Origin of the sequence: Porphyromonas somerae (assembly GCF_022845615.1) — a bacterium.
In the GTDB taxonomy this organism is placed as follows: Bacteria; Bacteroidota; Bacteroidia; order Bacteroidales; family Porphyromonadaceae; genus Porphyromonas_A; species Porphyromonas_A somerae.
The window spans coordinates 1,974,080-1,992,493 of the sequence record NZ_AP025559.1; the positions used below are offsets into that span (position 1 = coordinate 1,974,080).

Annotated in this window: 14 protein-coding genes and 1 tRNA gene; 6 read left to right on the forward strand and 9 right to left on the reverse strand. The window is 46.7% G+C overall.

What is annotated here, in order from left to right; translation table 11 throughout:
• Positions 1–26 precede the first annotated feature (26 nt).
• The 6 genes from MWL85_RS08535 (at position 27) to MWL85_RS08560 (ending at position 5,764) form a co-directional block, all read left to right on the forward strand.
• Entirely contained in the window at positions 27–1,010 is a 984-nt protein-coding gene (locus MWL85_RS08535; protein ID WP_244400398.1) for a tetratricopeptide repeat protein, read from the forward strand.
• Positions 1,011–1,057: 47 nt separating this feature from the next.
• Positions 1,058–1,753, forward strand: coding sequence for a tetratricopeptide repeat protein (locus tag MWL85_RS08540; protein WP_244400399.1), 696 nt, complete (start codon positions 1,058–1,060; stop codon positions 1,751–1,753).
• An 80-nt stretch (positions 1,754–1,833) separates the two neighbouring features.
• Positions 1,834–2,208, forward strand: coding sequence for a transposase (locus tag MWL85_RS08545; RefSeq protein WP_244400400.1), 375 nt, complete (start codon positions 1,834–1,836; stop codon positions 2,206–2,208).
• Between the two features lie 422 nt (positions 2,209–2,630).
• Entirely contained in the window at positions 2,631–3,779 is a 1,149-nt protein-coding gene (locus tag MWL85_RS08550; protein ID WP_244400401.1) for an IS256 family transposase, read from the forward strand.
• Positions 3,780–3,798: 19 nt separating this feature from the next.
• Positions 3,799–4,578 (forward strand): integrase core domain-containing protein, encoded by a 780-nt coding sequence (locus MWL85_RS08555; RefSeq protein ID WP_244400402.1) that lies wholly within the window; start codon positions 3,799–3,801, stop codon positions 4,576–4,578.
• A 1,103-nt stretch (positions 4,579–5,681) separates the two neighbouring features.
• Positions 5,682–5,764 (forward strand) — tRNA-OTHER (locus MWL85_RS08560).
• A gap of 551 nt (positions 5,765–6,315) precedes the next feature.
• Here the strand turns inward: MWL85_RS08560 and pckA are convergent.
• The 9 genes from pckA to MWL85_RS08605 form a co-directional block, all read right to left on the reverse strand.
• Positions 6,316–7,926 carry a phosphoenolpyruvate carboxykinase (ATP) gene (pckA, locus tag MWL85_RS08565; protein WP_018029087.1) on the reverse strand — a complete coding sequence of 537 codons (1,611 nt, stop codon included), beginning with the start codon at positions 7,924–7,926 and terminating at the stop codon, positions 6,316–6,318.
• A 115-nt stretch (positions 7,927–8,041) separates the two neighbouring features.
• A complete protein-coding gene (locus MWL85_RS08570) occupies positions 8,042–9,679 on the reverse strand; it encodes an alpha-amylase family glycosyl hydrolase (RefSeq protein ID WP_244400403.1) in 1,638 nt (545 codons plus the stop codon).
• 3 nt (positions 9,680–9,682) lie between these two features.
• Positions 9,683–10,696 (reverse strand): M28 family peptidase, encoded by a 1,014-nt coding sequence (locus MWL85_RS08575; protein ID WP_394802121.1) that lies wholly within the window; start codon positions 10,694–10,696, stop codon positions 9,683–9,685.
• Positions 10,697–10,725: 29 nt separating this feature from the next.
• Positions 10,726–11,955: a M16 family metallopeptidase gene (locus tag MWL85_RS08580; protein ID WP_244400405.1), complete on the reverse strand. Its 1,230-nt coding sequence runs from the start codon at positions 11,953–11,955 to the stop codon at positions 10,726–10,728.
• Positions 11,956–12,756: 801 nt separating this feature from the next.
• Positions 12,757–13,905 carry an IS256 family transposase gene (locus MWL85_RS08585; RefSeq protein ID WP_244400406.1) on the reverse strand — a complete coding sequence of 383 codons (1,149 nt, stop codon included), beginning with the start codon at positions 13,903–13,905 and terminating at the stop codon, positions 12,757–12,759.
• A gap of 353 nt (positions 13,906–14,258) precedes the next feature.
• Positions 14,259–16,304, reverse strand: coding sequence for a M13 family metallopeptidase (locus MWL85_RS08590; RefSeq protein WP_244400407.1), 2,046 nt, complete (start codon positions 16,302–16,304; stop codon positions 14,259–14,261).
• 60 nt (positions 16,305–16,364) lie between these two features.
• Positions 16,365–16,733 (reverse strand): DMT family protein, encoded by a 369-nt coding sequence (locus tag MWL85_RS08595; protein ID WP_244400408.1) that lies wholly within the window; start codon positions 16,731–16,733, stop codon positions 16,365–16,367.
• Entirely contained in the window at positions 16,730–17,344 is a 615-nt protein-coding gene (locus MWL85_RS08600; protein WP_244400409.1) for a class I SAM-dependent methyltransferase, read from the reverse strand. Before MWL85_RS08600 ends, MWL85_RS08595 begins: the two co-directional genes overlap by 4 nt.
• A gap of 92 nt (positions 17,345–17,436) precedes the next feature.
• The gene (locus MWL85_RS08605) at positions 17,437–18,414 is read right to left on the reverse strand and encodes an NAD(P)-dependent oxidoreductase (RefSeq protein WP_244400410.1); all 978 of its coding nucleotides are present in this window, start codon (positions 18,412–18,414) and stop codon (positions 17,437–17,439) included.

The following is an 18,414-nucleotide window of genomic DNA, read 5'->3' on the forward strand; positions in this document are numbered from 1 at the left end:
AGATAGTAATTATTTAAGCTGTATCTATGAAACGATTAGGAATCCTTCTGCTGGCCATTGTGAGCGTGGTAGCCATCGTATTGATTGTTAGGGGTCAGGGCAAAAAAGCTGACACGCCTCAAGAGAGCCCACAAGCGGTGGCTGAGGTGGTAGATACGAACCACGTCAAAGATTCTATCGCGGCTCAAGAGCGGGCACAAGCGAAGCTAGACTCGATGATTATGAGTCAGTTGAACGACTCTCTTGCCTATATCAATAAGGAGATCAAGGCCAATCCCGAGGACCCTAGAGCTTGGGTTAAGCTCAACCTTCTCTACAATAACCCCCAGTTTAAGCTGGATGACACCAGCAAACGCTATGAATCCCTTATGAAGAGCATCATATTTATGCACCAACAGCCCAAGCGTGGTGCCGAGGCTTACTCTATGTGGGCAAATGCCTATCTCCCAGAGGAGAAGAAGTCGCAAGAATTGACCGCACTAAACGAAGCGATCCGAAAGAGTCCCAAGAAGTTGGATCTCTATGAGCAGCGTGCTGATCTCTACCTTTCAATGAATCAGTCAGAACTCGCTGAAGTTGACCTCCTACAGATGGTCTACATAGCACCAAATAACGATAGAGGCTACCAAGCGTTGCAGGAAAAGATGGGGCACGACCAAGCATCATCCCTCTGGAATAGCATCCTAACCTTAGCCCCCAAGTCGCCTAATGCTTATTACCGCGCCTCTGAATATCTCCGTATGAGCGGTTCGCAAGATGAAGCCCTCCAACTAGCTATGAAGGGGATGACCCTCTATGGCGATGATGATGAACATAACCTCTTTAACCAACTGAAGTATTTGATTGATCGGAACGCTGATGGTGAAGAAGGCTCTTTGATATCCCAGCTCAAAAGGCAGATTAATAAGCACCCGAAACGCCCCGAGTGGGCACTTCTCCTCCCTATCAATACGATGGCGAGTGCCACTCCAATTGCCAACAAGCGATCCACTACTACCAGGCAGCTCTAAAAGGGATCAATCGAAGCAGTTCATTGTACCTATCCACTATTGAGCAGTTGGCAAGGTGCTATGTAGAGGTGGGCAACTTTTCCTCTGCTCTGAAGTACCAAGATATTGCTATCAAGCAAGACCCCACCTTTGCAGGCTATCACTACAATAAGGCGATGATGCTCCATGCCTCTGGAGATACCAAAACTGCTATCAAGGAGCTCAATAAGTACCTCTCTCATAGCAATAGCGACAAGAGTGACGCTCGAGCTTACTACAAACGAGCTTCCTACAAGTATGAAGTCAAAGATTTCTTTGGAGCACTCATTGATGTAGGGCAAGGAATGGAGATGGAGACCCAACCCACCCCTTTTGCATACCTAATTCGTGGCAATATCTATGCTGCTCAAGGAAAGAAGGAAGAAGCCAATGCCGATTTCAAGGCGGTATTGGGCAATACCAGTAGCGACGACTGTAGTACCCGCCCCTTTGCCTACATCGGCTTGGGGCAAAAGGAGGAGGCGATGAAAATCTTAGCGAATAAAGTCAGCGATTATCAAAAGGAGCAGAGAACCGACGAAAGCAAGTTCTATAGCCTCCTTCGCGCCCTCGTGGAGCAAGGCGATGCAGACCTGGCACTCTACTTCAAGCAACTCTCAGAGGAGTGGCCCTATCCCTACCCTTGTCTTGATGAAAACATTAGGGTGGTACAAAACAATCCTAAGTACAAGGAGCTACAAAAAAGAGGAATAAAGACCAAGTAACCCTCAGCCACTTCCACTCTCTCCTCAACCATAATGGGTGTCCTCTCCTGAAATAGTAGACACACAAACCATGCGAAAATATGGCAGAAAAGAATCGCAAGAGTAGAAAGAGAGAAGCATATGATGATGCTTTTAAGGTCAAGGTAATACGTGAATACCTAGACACAGGAGAGAACATTAGTAGCCTTGCTACAAGATTTAACATTTCAGTTTCGGCATTGTACTCTTGGTTGAGTAACTTTGGCATAGAAACATCACCAACTAATATTCTTAGTAGCATGAGCAAGAGTAATGCCGATTTAATCAAAGAGATCGCTGAACTGAAGCGAGCACTGGAAAAGTCGAAGCTAGAGACTTGGGAGGCGCAAGTGGATGCTTTAGCCCATAAGAAGCTGCTTGAGCACATGGAGAATAAGTACCAAATTAGCGTAAAAAAAAAGACAAATTCTCAGTGATTGCCGAGCTAAAAGACCAAACATTAGGGGAAAGGTGCATTGGTATTAGCCGACTTTGTGGCTTTTTTGGGGTAAGCAGAGGTGGCTTTTACAAGTATATTCCCTCTGAGATTGATCTTGGTCTCAAAGCCAGTGCAGTCCTGTACAGATGCCGTTATATTAGAGAGAGTTTACCTAAAGCTGGCACTGAAACTCTTCTGAGTCTCTGCAACGAATATTTCGCTGAAGAGTTCACGATAAGCAGAGACTGGCTTTATGATTTGCTTAGGGCGAATGATATGCTACTAACTAGGAAACGTCATCATCGACCACCACGTACCACGAATGGTATTGTTGAGATACTGTCCCTAAAAAGTGTGTAAGCCCCAATAATGCTATCTTTGTAAAGTTGTGAATTAATAACAAAATTGATAGACATTAGTATGAGACTTACACGAGTGCAAGTTAAGGAAATTCTTTCAAACTTTATAATTGAAGGGCAAGGGGTCAAGGGATTGATGGAGCTAGTTGTAGAGATCGTGATGGAAGGGGAGCGCGAACTTTACAAGGAAGATACCGGAGATATTAGTAATGGCTACCGAGGTCGTCGTATTTTTGCGAGTGGTAATATGCTTGAGTTGCGAGTCCCTCGGACACGTCAGCGTGGTTTTATGCCCGTTATTTTAGGGGTATTAAAAGAGCAAGAGAAAGAGATGGGAGAGGTTGCGAGCTATCTCTATAGCTGTGGCAATACGATGAAGGACATCTCAGGTGTTTTTGAGCGCTTGTATGGTAAAAGTTATAGCACGAGCCAGGTTAATCGTCTAGCTCTCTCCACGCAGAAGGCTGTTCTGGAATGGCGTAAAAGAGCACTTCCGAGTGAGCTGGAAGCACTTATGATTGACGCAACATACCTTCCAGTAAGGCGAGGAGATAGTGTTAGCAAGGAGGCGTTCTTCGTCGTGATGAGCTTGGATGCGGACGGTCGTAGAGACATCGTTGGAGTGTACAACAATCCCACAGAAGGAAGTGGTATTTGGAATGCTTTCTTTGAAGACTTAAAGTCTCGCGGACTAGAGAAAGTTGGCCTTATTGTCTCCGATGGGTTAAACAATATTGAAGAAGTGGCTGAGCGTCATTTCTCTGGAGTGGAGGTGCAGCTCTGTAACGTTCATCTTCAGAGGGAGATTTGCAATAGAGTTCGTCCAAAAGACAAGAGAGCCATCAGTTCCAAACTGAGCGAAGTGTTTCGTAAAAACGACCCCAAACGTACTGTCGAAGACGGCGTTAAGGACTTTGCAAAGTTTGCGAAAGAGTGGTACGAGCACTATCCATTCCTCTCAAAAATGGCTGATGGAGAAAGGATACACTATTACTTTACCTACCTGAAATATGACGTAGTAGTGCGGCGGTATATTCATAGTACCAACTGGATAGAACGCTTTAATCGGCAAATAAAGAAGGGAGCGACCTATAAATGCGCCTTTCCAAGTGTTGATTCTGCACTCCATCTAGTAGGGAGCATCGCTATTAATTCTTCCTATTTAGGGAAGCGAATAGGCGATCTGATAGGTGGTTTGAAAAAGCTATAACATTCAGAACGAGAACGAGATGCGCTTTACTTCCCAACACAAAGCTACCAACCAAAAAGAATACGGCAAGGCGGTGTCTCCGCTACGCTACGACAGCCTTGCCTTAATTCTTTCTTGGTCAATCTTTGTTGTTTATGGGAAGCAAAGCGAAAAAAATAAGTACTTTTGCAGTTCAAAGAGGCATTCTGCCTTACACACTTTTTGGGATACTACCATTGTTGATCACGAATTTGACGATCACCTTAATACTATTCCCAAATACATTCCGACTGACCACTGTAGACTAGCGGTCTCAGATATTACCTACATTAAATGTAAAGAGGGGTTTGTGTACCTTTCTCTCACGATGGACGGTTATAGTCGGATAATTACGGGATATAGTCTTCAGCGGACTTTGTCACGAGAAGGGCCACTTGATGCACTTACACAGAGTGTTGAGTTTTACAAGAAGTACAATTATGACGTTAATGGGCTCATCTTTCATAGCGATAGAGGGTGCCAGTACGTATCCAAAGAGATGACAAGCTACGAAGCAAAACTTGGAATAATAACGAGTGTCACACAAACAGGAGACCCCCTTCACAATGCTATGGCAGAGAGACTAAATGGAACCATTAAAAATGATTGGCTATACGACTATGAAGCTATGACTTTTGAAGAGACAAAAGAGGCGATAGATAAGGTGATCCAGCTCTACAATAATGTTCGTCCTCATCGCTCCTTAGGCATGAGAACGCCCATGCAGACGTTGGATCCTAGCCATCAGAATCCACTCGTCAAAAACGAGGGCTTTGCTTGATTATATGACGCACGAGCTGGCTGCCCCCTATGAAGGGGGGCGCCGCTCGTGTTTATCGCCCGTCATCTGTGCAATTATTTATATATTTGTGTACACTTTCAGGAATAGAGGACACGGAGTGTGTATACTTTCAGGAATAACAAATAACCAGTGTATACAATAACAGGAATACATGAACCCGTGTGTACTATTTTCAGGAATACCACAGGGATCGGGAAGGAAGAGATAATCACCATTTTTCCCGCTACCGTGCGGAACCTATTCCGTATGCGTGCGGAATGCATTCCGCACGCATACGGAACGAGACGTTGATACGGTCTCATGAAAAAGCCCTCACTGGGTTAAGCATTCCGGATATTGTACACACCAATTATTCGTCATTCCTAAAAATGTAGACACTAGTCATCAGTTATTCCTGAAAAAGTAGACACTTCACTGTAGCACACTCCTATTCATCAAAACTAATGATAGATTGTAAGGACCTCCGTGAGGAGGTCCGTAAAAAAGCACACGCAAGGGTGCCACTCAGATAGCCCCCGCGTCGGAGGGGCGAAAGCCCCGAACGACCGGCGGGAAAAAGGATGCGGTATACGTAATCGACCCTTGTGGTCGCACTTGGACGGGTAGGTGCGACCACAAGGGTCGAGGAATTTGGGACAATTCGCAACCCCCAGTCTTCGGCTCTACGAGCCTCGACTGGGGGCTAGCTGAATGGCACCCTATCGGGTGCTCTCATACCCTTATAGATGGTATATTCAATCAAATACCTGTTGACGATTCTTTCTAATGGCAACCTCTGAAACATCTAACGACTTATCATATTATTGCTATCTTTGCGGAGAGACCTAGGCAGATGATCGCAGTTGGTAGCGATAGGTATGGGGACTTAGTCCCCCCCTATATCGACGGGTTCGAGTCCCTCCTGCCTATGTCTCTTTTTATTAAGAAGCATGCACACTTGTTTATACAGTTGCATGCTATCTTTGCCAAACAAAAAAGGAAGGGCCTCTAGGCATACTCACCGACAAAAGGTGCGTTAATGCTTGGAGATTTTTCTTTTATTATATAATCCACTCAATTATTGCTATCTTTGCTGAGAGGCCTAGGCAGATGATCGCAGTTGGTAGCGATAGAGGGTGCCCTAGTGGCACCACCTATATCGTGGGTTCGAGCCCCACCTGCCTAGGTCTCTTTTTATTAAGAAGCAAGCACACTTATTTATATAGTTGCATACTATCTTTGTCTCACAAAAAGGAAAAGTCTCTTGGCATACTCATCGATAAAAGGTCAGGGGTTACGCATTAGAAAGGACTTGTCGAGTAGTATTCATCTGAGTATCTATGGTTAAGGACCTCCGTTGGAGGTCCTTTCTCGCTTGTCTAGTACAAGCTATCCATATTAAGGCTGTAACTTAAGTTTATATTTCTAATGCGTAACCCCTGCACGAGTACGTAACCGAGCCCGAATCCCGAAAGCAATGCCACAGATCACCTTCGTGCAACAGTCTCTTATTATATAATTCACTCAATTATTGCTATCTTTGCTGAGAGACCTAGGCAGATGATCGCAGTTGGTAGCGATAGGTATGGGGACTTAGTCCCCCCCTATATCGACGGGTTCGAGTCCCTCCTGCCTATGTCTCATTTTTTAAGAAGCAAGTTGAGACGGTGATATAAAAAGAGTGGGTAGGCCAAAGATTGACCTACCCACTCTTTTAGTATGTAATGTATTTAGCTATTAAAGCTTTGGACCAGCAGCTATGAGTGCCTTACCCTCGGCCTTACCAGTGAACTTCTCAAAGTTCTTGATGAAGCGCTTAGATAGATCCTGAGCCTTCTCATCCCACTCAGCAGGATTAGCATAGGTATCACGAGGATCGAGGATCGCTGGGTCTACGCCAGGAAGTGCTAGAGGTACACGGAACCCGAAGTATGGGATCTCCTTAGTCTCTGCCTTATCGATAGAACCATCGAGGATTGCATCAATGATACCACGAGTATCTTTGATAGAGATACGCTTGCCAGTACCATTCCACCCAGTATTCACTAGATAAGCCTTAGCACCATGCGCCTCCATCTTCTTCACTAGCTCCTCGGCATACTTAGTAGGATGCAGTGACAAGAATGCAGCACCGAAGCAAGCTGAGAAGGTAGGTGTTGGCTCGGTAATACCACGCTCTGTACCAGCTAACTTAGCGGTAAATCCGCTGAGGAAGTAGTACTTAGTCTGCTCTGGGGTTAGGATAGATACTGGAGGCAGTACTCCGAAGGCATCAGCCGATAGGAAGATCACCTTATTGGCGTGACCTGCCTTAGAGACAGGCTTCACGATATTCTCGATGTGATAGATAGGATAAGAGACACGAGTATTCTCAGTCACCGACTTATCAGCGAAGTCAATCTTACCATTCTTATCGAGCGTTACATTCTCCAAAAGAGCATCTCTACGGATAGCATTGTAGATATCTGGCTCGCTCTCCTTGCTTAGGTTGATCACCTTAGCATAGCAACCGCCCTCAAAGTTGAAGATACCATCATCGTCCCATCCGTGCTCATCATCACCGATTAGCTTACGCTTAGGATCGGTAGAGAGAGTGGTCTTACCTGTTCCAGAAAGTCCGAAGAAGATAGCAGTCTCCTTACCATCCATACTGGTATTAGCAGAGCAGTGCATAGAGGCCATACCCTTGAGAGGAAGGCGATAGTTCATGTAAGAGAACATACCCTTCTTCATCTCACCACCGTACCAGGTATTGATGATCACCTGTACCTTTTCGGTAAGGTTGAATACCACAGCGGTCTCGCTATTCAGTCCCAGCTCCTTGTAGTTCTCCACCTTCGCCTTAGAAGCGTTGAGGATAAGGAAATCGGGCTCACCAAAGTTCTCCAGTTCCTCCTTAGTAGGACGGATAAACATATTGGTCACGAAGTGAGCTTGCCAAGCCACCTCCATTACAAAGCGTAGCTTGAGGCGAGTATTCTCATTGGCACCCACAAAAGCATCCACTACAAAAAGGCGCTTATTAGAGAGCTGATCGGTAGCAATCTTCTTGATGATTGGCCAGTGTTCCTCCTTAACTGGCTTATTATCGTTTTTGTACTCCTCGGAAGTCCACCAAACGGTATCACGAGAGGTGTCGTCGAGGACGAAAAACTTATCCTTAGGACTACGACCAGTGTAGACACCAGTCATCACATTCACAGCACCCAGCTCGGATACTTGTCCTTTTTCATAACCTTCTAGGTCAGGGCGCGTCTCTTCTTCAAACAGTTGATCATACGTGGGATTATAAATAATCTCAGTAGCTCCGGCGATACCATACTTGGTTAAGTCAATCTTTTTTGCCATGCTTCTAAATCTTTTATATATTGGTTAATTGGAAATAACGTTCTACGTCTCACTCACTACAGCAAAGGTAATAAATAAAGTGACTATCCGCAAAGAATTAGGAATTATTTCTTTATTATTTCCGATTGCTTGAGAAAAGGTGTACCGTCACCCCGTATGCTGGCACCTCCATTTGGTAAGGCTGACCGGGCAAAAGACGCACAAAAGTCTCGCCATCAACGGGCCACTGAGTTACCCTAGCAACCTCCGAAGATAGGCTCAGCACCTCAAAAGCATGAGGCGAGATAGCCACTTCTACCGTCTGTGGTTCGCCGTGAAAGTTGACCACCACCAATGCAGACTCCTCTCCGTAGGCACGCATAAAGGCATGAAGCCCACGATTGGCAAAATGGGGTTGGTAGTAATTGAGGTCATAAAAGGTGCCCTCGGCAAAGAGTGGTCTTTGAGCCAGCTCTAGAAGCGATTGGTAGCGTGCTCTCAATGGAGACTTCATCTTGCCCTCGCTGAGTAGCCACTCACGGATAGTGGAAAGGCTCCAGTAATCAAAGATAGTCGTACGACCATCTCTGCCCGAGAAGCCCTCCTCATCCATTCCCCGCTCCCCTAGCTCCTGACCGAAGTAGGTCATCAAGGGGTTACCATCGACTAGAGCGGTCACCGCCATAGCTGGGAAAGCTTTCTCGCCGTCACCCACCACAAAGTCCGAAGCAAGTCGCACTTCGTCGTGATTTTCCATAAACCTTAGAAGTCGATGCTTCACACGCTCCTGAGACTGCAATAGCCCTCCGATATCATTTGTTGATGCCTGTCCCTTGAGAAGTGCTATCAAGAGATCATACAGCCCCACCTTATCATAGAGGTAATCAAAGCCCGCCAGTACAAACTCCTCATACCGCTCTGGCTGATATACCTCGGCAATCATCAGTAGCTCGGGATAGGCTGTTTTGAGCTTTTGAATACACCATTGCCAAAAGGGCACCGGCACTAGCTCCGCCATATCGCACCTAAAGCCATCCACCCCTTTCGCTGCCCAATAATTAAGGATATCGAGCATCTTATTCCAAGTATCGGGCACAGGATCGTAATGGGTACTCCAATCTCCTGCCAGGTCAATACCATAATTGAGTTTGATCGTCTCGTACCAATCATTGGGCGTAGGGTGGCTAGTAAACTGGTCGTTACCTGTCGCTTTGGCTGGTGTTTCGGTATAAACCTCATCCCCACTTATTAGGGTCAGCGTCTCCTGAGGCAGATAGTAGAAATTATTATTTGGGGCAAAGGGCACTGAGGTATCATCCTCCTCGCCAAAATCCTTTACGTAACTAGGCTTGGCATCGGAGGCATATTCCCGAGATAGATGGTTGGGGACAAAGTCAATGATCACCTTTAGCCCCGCAGCGTGAGTTCGCTCAATCAGAGCTTCAAACTCCTCCATACGATGCTCCACATCTACTGCTAGAGCTGGTGCCACATCGTAGTAGTCGCAGATAGCATAGGGTGAGCCTGCCTCCCCCTTCACAATCGCTGGGTGGTTGGCTGGTATCTTGGCACCGAAAGCACTCTTGGTAGCGTGCTCTAGCACACCGGTGTACCATATATGTGTGCAACCGAGCTCTTTTATCTCTTGAAGACGCTCAGGGGTAAAGTCCTCAAACTTTCCCGAACCATTGGTCTCAAGGGTACCCGCTTTTTGATTCGTAGCATTGAGATTGCCATAAAGTCGTGGCAATACTTGGTAGATAGATATTCTCATCTCCTATTGTGCGTTGTGGTCGTAATCCATTAATACCTGCCAAACAGTCTCCCCAACCGCTTGCAGCGTCTCCTTACTGATGATATCCAGATTGTCGTTGTGAGTATGCCAATAATCGCCAAACTCCTCATCGTAATTGATGATATCAACACAAGGAATGCGGAGGTTGCGAATCACAAAGTAGTGGTCGTCGGTAATCGCACCACCCATCTTATTCTGAAAATAGGCACCGTGACCGAGCTCCTCGGCCACCTCCCATATCTTAGTAACGAATTGACCGGCCGACTCCTGTGAGAAGTACTCCCGCTTGAAGATCGCATTCTTAGCCCCAACCATATCAAGGAGAATTCCGAACTCCGCTTTATACCCCTCTTTATGTAGGTTTTTGGTCCAATACTGAGTGCCTAGAGCCCACGTATCTTCCGAATTGACCTGATACTGCGTTTCCCACGCAGGCAAACCGTAGTCCTCAGCATCGAAAAACATCAAGTCAATCCCGTAATTCTCCAGTCCCTCAGTGGCAAGTAGACGTGCCAACTCCAGCATCACGCCAGGACCACTGGCCCCATCATCAGCGCCCAAGATAGGCACCTCACGCATCATAGGATTGGGGTCGTTATCGGCAAAAGGACGGGTATCCCAGTGAGCAAAAAGCATAATTCTCCGCTCGCGCTCGGGGTGGTACGAGCCGATGATATTGGCGCACTCCAACTTGGTGCCATCGTAGGCAGTAAGCGACATCTCCTGTCGCGTCACCTCCAGCCCCAGTTGCTCAAGTTCTCCGACAATGTAATTGGCGGTAGCCCTATGGGCTTCGGTGTTCGGCACACGAGGGCCAAAAGCCAGCTGCTGCGCAATATGAGCATACGCCTTTTCAGCAACAAAAGGAGAAGGGGGCAACTCTCTCGCCACCTTAGTCTGCTCAGATTGCCCACTTTTTTTACCACTTTTATCACAAGAGGAAGCGGAGAGTACCAGCCCTACCACTGCCATCGTAAGTATCAAGAATCTATTCATCATCATTCAATTTATTGGAGGTTGCCCACCTACTTACCTTGGTAGATGAGACGTGAAATATTATCTTTTGCAAATAAGGATTGTGCCACACGCATCAGCGACTCAATCGTCACCCCATCTAAGCGATGGAAAAACTCCTCGAGTGGGTGGTAGCACCCTTTCAGCAAGAGCTGACGACCAAAGGCTAGGAACTGCGACTCACTCTGCTCCGTGGACATCGTTGCCTGCCCTTTGATCTGCTTCACCCAGGCACGTAGAGCGGTGGGGGTTAGAGGCACGTCCTGAAGCTTTTCCAACTCCTTAAGCACCTGCTCAAGGGCTCTCTCGGCATTCAGAGGGTCGCAACCGAAGTAAATCTGCCACCAACCGATATCAGGGATGGTGGTCAATGACGACTCCACGCTATAGACCCAGCCACGGTGCTCACGCAGCTGTACCACTAGCCGACTATTCATTCCCGGCCCCGCCAATAGGTTGAGAAGTAGTGTTGCTTCGGTCCGATCCAAATCGGCTAAAGTGGGTGCCACACCCCCTATCAGCACGTGGGCTTGGTGGGTATCGCTTTCTTGCAGGAGATCGAATTGGGTAGCTCGAGGAGACGCCATCAACGATGCCGTGGGAGCCTCTTCAAAAGGCTCTCCAAGCAATTGAGTGGTTAGCTCCGTAAACCGCTGCTCCGTCACCTGCCCCATACAGAAAAAGAGCATCCGACTAGGGGTAAACGCCTTGCGCACATACTCCAAGCAGTCTTCACGGCTCATCCTATCTAGGCTCTCTTCATTACCAAGAATGGGATGCGATAGCTCGTAATCCTCAAAGAACTTCTCCTCAAAATGATCAAAGATAAGATCCGAAGGGGTGTCTCGGTAGAGGCTGATCTCCTCCTTCACCACTTCCCGCTCCTTCTCTAGCTCCACCTCGGGGAATGAGGCGTGGCGAATCAAGTCATTCAGAAGCTCCATACTCCGGCGAAGCTCCTTTTTAGGTGCCGCAGTATAGACAAAGGTGGTCTCCTTAGTGGTATAGGCATTGAGCTCACCACCCACCAACTCCATACGATTGATGATGTGCCACGCATGCCGACGCTCAGTGCCCTTAAAGATCGTATGCTCCACAAAGTGAGCCAACCCCGGGAGATCCTCAGGATCGTGCCGACTACCCGAGTGGATCGCAAAACCACAGTAGACCACGTTGCTTCGAGTCGGTAGCAAGGCGACCCTCAAGCCATTCTCTAGTTGATTCTCTATATATCCTTTCAAAATATCACTCCAACTACTCCTCCCCTATAATCTATCGCAAACTTACCCATTTTTCAAGACTGTTGCACTACGATGATTAGTGCCCGATCCACCAGCGAACGTATGGAGGGTGCATTTCATAAAGAGGTTTCAGGAAGCATTTTGCACATTAAATTTGGGTGAAATGTAGGCTGTTGAAAGCGCCCTTGTAAACCATTGAAAACCAAGGATATATTTTGTCGTTTTCCGAGTTGCAACTAAGCAATCGGTTAGTTGCAACTAAGCATTTGCTTTGTTGCAACTCGGCAAATGCTTAGTTGCAACTCAGTTTTTGCTCTCCTTATGACTGACCCAACCTTGCAAAAGAGAAGAGCATAAAAAAGGGCTGCTGCTGGGTGTCAATCTATATCATATGACACTCTTAATAATGTTTTTGATTCGCAAAGTCCTAGATCAAGTTGTCCGACCTCCCACGAGGGGAGGTCGTAGGGATTGGGAGGAGATGACCGTATTCCCCTGGTCGTTCGGGCTATGCCCTCCGACCGAGGGGCTAGGATCCGTCCGACCGCAAGCGATCGTTTTCATCTTCCAAAACTGATGATAATATGGGTAGTATCCCAAAAAGTGTGTAAGGCAAAATGCCTCTTTGAACTGCAAATGTACTTATTTTTTTCGCTTTGCTTCCCATAAACAACAAAGATAGACCAAGAAAGAATTAAGGCAAGGCTGTCGTAGCGCAGCGGAGACACCGCCTTGCCGTATTCTTTTTGGTTGATAGCTTTGTGTTGGGAAGTAAAGCGCATCTCGTTATCTTTCTGAATGTTATCGCTTTTTCAGACCACCTATCAGATCGCCTATTCGTCTCCCTAAATATGAGGAGTTAAGGGCGATACTTCCTACCAAATGAAGTGCAGAATCAACACTTGGAAAGGCACATTTATAGGTTGCTCCCTTCTTTATTTGCCGATTAAAACGTTCGATCCAGTTGGTGCTATGGATATACCGTCTCACGACTACGTCATATTTCAGGTAGGTAAAGTAATAATGTATCCTTTCTCCATCAGCTATTTTTGAGAGGAATGGATAGTGCTCTTGCCACTCTTTGGCAAACTTCGAAAAATCCTCAACTCCGTCTTCAACAGTACGTTTGGGGTCGTTTTTACGAAACACTTCGCTCAGCTTGGAACTGATGGCTCTCTTGTCTTTAGGGCGAACTCTATTACAGATCTCCCTCTGAAGGTGAACACTACAGAGCTGCACCTCCACTCCAGAGAAATGACGCTCAGCCACCTCTTCAATATTGTTTAACCCGTCGGAGACAATAAGACCAACCTTCTCTAGTCCACGTGACTTTAGGTCATCAAAGAAAGCATTCCAAATACCACTTCCTTCCGTGGGGTTGTTGTACACTCCAACGATATCTCTACGACCGTCTGCATCCAAGCTCATTACAACAAAGAACGCCTCCTTGCTAACGCTATCTCCTCGCCTTACTGGGAGGTATGTTGCGTCAATCATAAGTGCTTCCAGCTCACTTGGAAGTGCTCTTTTACGCCATTCTAGGACAGCCTTCTGCGTGGAGAGAGCAAGACGATTTACTTGGCTCGTGCTATAACTTTTGCCATACAAACGCTCAAAAACACCTGAGATGTCCTTCATCGTATTACCACAGCTATAGAGGTAGCTCGCAACCTCTCCCATCTCTTTCTCTTGCTCTTTTAATACCCCTAAAATAACGGGCATAAAACCACGCTGACGTGTCCGGGGAACTCGCAACTCAAGCATATTGCCACTCGCAAAAATACGACGACCTCGGTAGCCATTACTGACATCTCCGGTATCTTCCTTGTAAAGTTCGCGCTCCCCTTCCATCACGATCTCCACAACTAGCTCCATCAATCCCTTGACCCCTTGCCCTTCAATTATAAAGTTTGAAAGAATTTCCTTAACTTGCACTCGTGTAAGTCTCATACTAATGTCTATCAATTTTGTTATTAATTCACAACTTTACAAAGATAGCATTATTGGGGCTTACACACTTTTTAGGGACAGTATCATAATATGTCGTGTAATTACTAATGACCTCCCCTCGTGGGAGGTCAGACGGATCCTAGCCCCCTGTCGGAGGGGCGAAAGCCCCGAACGACTGGGGGATTATGAAGCCACCCCCACCCTACGACCCCTTGTGGGTCGGACTAATCTTTACCATTGACAAAGTGGACTATCTGCTTTGGTGCAACAGTAGCTTAAAAAGAGATGGAGTGTGTTGGAACCAAAGCTCCGACACACCCCATCAATTAATTATGATGACTTACAAAAGTCGTTTACCAAACAATCACACGCTCCTCAGGTGCCATCCACATGGCATCACCCTCCTTGATATCAAAGGCCTCGTAGAAAGCAGGGATATTCTTGAGTGTTTGATTAACTCTTAGCATACCCAAGCTATGAACATCTACCTTGGTGAGGCGCACCTCCTCCTCAGGAGTGATATTTTGTCCCCAAAGACGTGCATAACCGATAAAGAATCTCTGAGCCATGGTGAAGTTGTCAATAACAGGATACTCCTTGCCCTTTGTTGCCTCTTGCAGAGCATCAAAGGCCACTAGCACACCACCTTGGTCGGCAATATTCTCGCCTAGAGTAAGGTGACCATCGGCCATAAGACCCTCACGGATCTGTACCTTATCGAACTGTGCTGCGAGCTTCTCAGTAGCCTCCTTAAAGGTCTTAGCATCCTCCTCAGTCCACCAATTGATCATATTACCATTGGCATCGTACTGACTACCTTGGTCGTCGAATCCGTGAGTCATTTCGTGACCAATCACCACACCGATACCACCATAGTTAACCGCGTCATCGGCATTGAGATTGAAGAATGGAGGCTGCAGGATACCTGCTGGGAAGCAGATCTCATTAGTGGTAGGATTGTAGTAGGCATTCACCTCGTGAGCATTCATCAACCAGCGATTCACATCTACTGGCTTACCAAGATCCTCAAGGTTACGATTGACTTCAAAGAGTGAGATCGCCCTCATATAGTCATAAAGGGAGTTCTCTACCAGCTCAAGGTTTTCATAAGTCCACCACTTATCAGGATAGCCCACCTTTACGATAAAGGTATTGAGCTTCTCGTGCGCCTTCGCCTTAGTATCCTCGCTCATCCAAGCAAGGTTATCAATACGCTTACCTAGAGCCAAGATAAGGTTGTCCACCAATTGAGTCATCCGCTCCTTTGCCTCAGCTGGGAAGTGCTTAGCCACATATTTCTGACCAATCACATCGCCCATGCAGCTATTGACACGTGCCACAGCGGTCTGCCAAAGAGGCTTTTGCTCGGTGACACCAGTCATGGAAGTGCTATGGAAAGCGAAGGAAGCATCGCGGAAGTCTTTGCTCAGGTAATTGGCAGCATCATCTAGGATGCGAGCCTTAATGAGGTGCTTCATTGCGTCGAGCGAAGTGGTTTCAAACCACTTATCAAAGCGGTGGAAGTAATCCTTCTGAGCCACATTGAGCTCCTTGGCCTCAGCCAAACCAGTACGACCTTCGAAATAACGTTGGTATGGGAATTTGAAGCTCTTGTAGAACTCCTCCATACTCATCTTATTATAGTTTCTCTGCGAATCTCTCCTCTCCAGCATGGTGTAGACAATCTTAGAGAGGCTCTTCTCAGTATTATAAACCTCCTCAGCCAAAGCAGTCGCCTCCGCATCATCGGTACCAGTAAGCGTGAATAGCTTAGCGATATAAGTGCGGTAGTCGGCCTGCTGCTTAGCGAAGTCAGCCTGCTCGCCATAGTAATCAGGTACCCCCATGATTAGACTAGGCTGGAAGAGCTGAAGCAGGTTGTTCTTGCTATCCTTCTCATCGGCCATTATATAGGTGACAAAGAAGTGAGAGTCGCCATAGTTGCCACTCTTAGAGAGGTAATCTACCAACTCATCCTTAGTCGTTATGGCATCCACCTCACCAAGATATGGGAGCACTGGATTGGCACCATCTTTATCAAGTTTCAGAGTATCTAAGCTCATCTCATAGAGCTTATACGCCTTCTCCTCATCACTTCCTGCGGTAGCCCCCTCATTCATCTCCTCAAGGATCTCCTTGGTATCAGCAAGGGCATTGATACGGAGTTGGTCGAAGCTACCAAAGCGGGCATAACCGGCTGGTAGAGGATGGTTTTTGATCCAATTGCCATTGACATACTTGTAGAAGTCTTCTGAAGGTTTGATCGTAGTGTCTAGGGCAGTGAGATCAATTGCTGGGACGCTCTCGGTGCTCTCTTCCTTGCTCTGCTTATCGCTGCAAGAGCCTAAGCCAAGTACCATGGAGGCGAGTGCAAAAGTCATAATAGTTTCCTTTTTCATTTCTCTATTGTTGTTATTAGAAATATAGTTATTCTGTTCTGCAAATGTACACAATTGCGGTTACTTAAATACAAAATAGACCGCTAGGATAAGGCAAATAAAGGCTGCAAGATGATTCCACTGCAGGCTCTCTCCTCTGAAGAAGAGGACCGAGAAGAGGGTAAAGACAGTGATGGATATGACCTCTTGAATCACTTTGAGCTGCATCAAAGAGAAGGCTCCGCCATTCCCCACATAGCCCATACGATTGGCTGGCACCTGAAACATATACTCAAATAGCGCCAAGCCCCAACTGAGGAGTATCACCACGTAGAGCGGTGTAGCATCAGTGAATACCTTCATCTGTTGTAGCTTGAGGTGTCCGTACCACGCGAAGGTCATAAAGATATTAGAGACTACAAGGAGTCCGATTGTCAGCCATCCATTCATAAGTCTGATCTTTTACTATTGGTGATTTCAGCTATAGCACAAGATATTTTTCCCTCCACTAAAGTGTAAGTGACATCGGAATATCCTAAGTCTTTGAATAGCTGCTGATACGTCTTTAAGGTGAAATTATTCATTATCGGTATCCCGAGAAACCTCAATAGCTTTATCCAAAGAGAGGGCTTTTCCCCATCCTTTTGAACATAAGTGGGTACGACAATCCTACCACCATCTCTACAAACCCTAGCCAGTTCATCAAGTGCTTTTTTCGGATTATTAAGCAAATGAATGATATTGCCAGCGACCACTAGGTCAAAAGAGTTGTTAGCATATTGGAGATGGGTAATATTGGCTAGTTCCACGGTGAGATTGGGCGCTTTGCAACACTTCTTGCGTGTCTGAGCAAGCATATTCAGTGAGAGGTCAGTGGCGATTAACTGCCGACAAAGGGGCTGAATAACTTGGGTAATCAGCCCTGTACCACAAGCACACTCCAACACCACATCCTCCGCTTTCACTTTGGAAGCAATAAAGCGTACCATCTTGTCATTGACCTCCCTATTTCGTCTGCCAGAGGTCAAATCGTATATACCTGCAACCCTATCCCAAATCATGACTAGTAACTTAAAAGCGAGATAGTCCCTGATGAGTAGTCGAGGACTACACACTTAGGGCTATCTTTTACTGCATAATAAGTGCTAATTAATTAGAGTTTTACAATAGCAATGGGTCGGTCTTGGAGCAAGAAGCCAAGAACATTATTGGTAAACTCCTCGGCCATTGCCACACGTGCCTCAACGGTCTGGGTGCCCACGTGTGGGGTCATCACCACATTCTCCATATCGTATAGCTCATCGAGCGGATTATCGTCGTGCTCAAAGACATCGAGCACCGCACCTGCGATGGTACCATTCTTGAGTGCCGACACAAGTGCTGCTTCGTCTACCACCTTTCCACGGGCGGTATTGACGAGGATGGCAGAAGGCTTCATTGTCCCAAGGCTCTTCTCATTAATCAGATGGTGCGAATCTTCATTGTAAGGGGTATGCAGAGAGATGATATCGCACTCCCGCAATAGTTGGTCAAGTGGTGCGTAGGTCACGCCTTCCTTTTGAGCCTCTTCATCAGAGAGCTTGTGGCGTTTGTAGTAGAAAATCTCCGCACCCATTGCCTTGAGGATGCGTCCAACGGCACGGCCGATATTGCCGTAGCCCACGATGCCCACCTTTTTACGATAGATATCTGTGCCCATACCATCACTAAGCGAACCCTTAGCACTAGAGCGCTGGCGACGCATGGTGTGGTCCCAAATCGCAATCCTTCGGGTGAGTCCCAAGAGCAAGGCCACCGCCAACTCTGCCGTTGGCTGTATCACTGCCTGCGGGGTATTGCACACAGTGATTCCTTTGCTATTGGCATACGCCACATCGATATTATTAAAGCCCACAGCGTAATTGGCGATCAACTTCAAGTTGGGGAAATAGTCAATCACCTCCTTAGTCACGGGAATGGTAAATTCACTCCCTAGGATCGTAGCATCCTTGGGAAGCCCTTCGAGCTTCTTAGGGTCAAACTTCTCTCCCTTGGGTAAAGTTACCACCTCCACCTGCTCCTCCAGTGCTTCAAATCCTCTCGCCACGCTAGGGTGAAATAGGAACAATAGTTTTTCTTTGTTTTGTGCCAT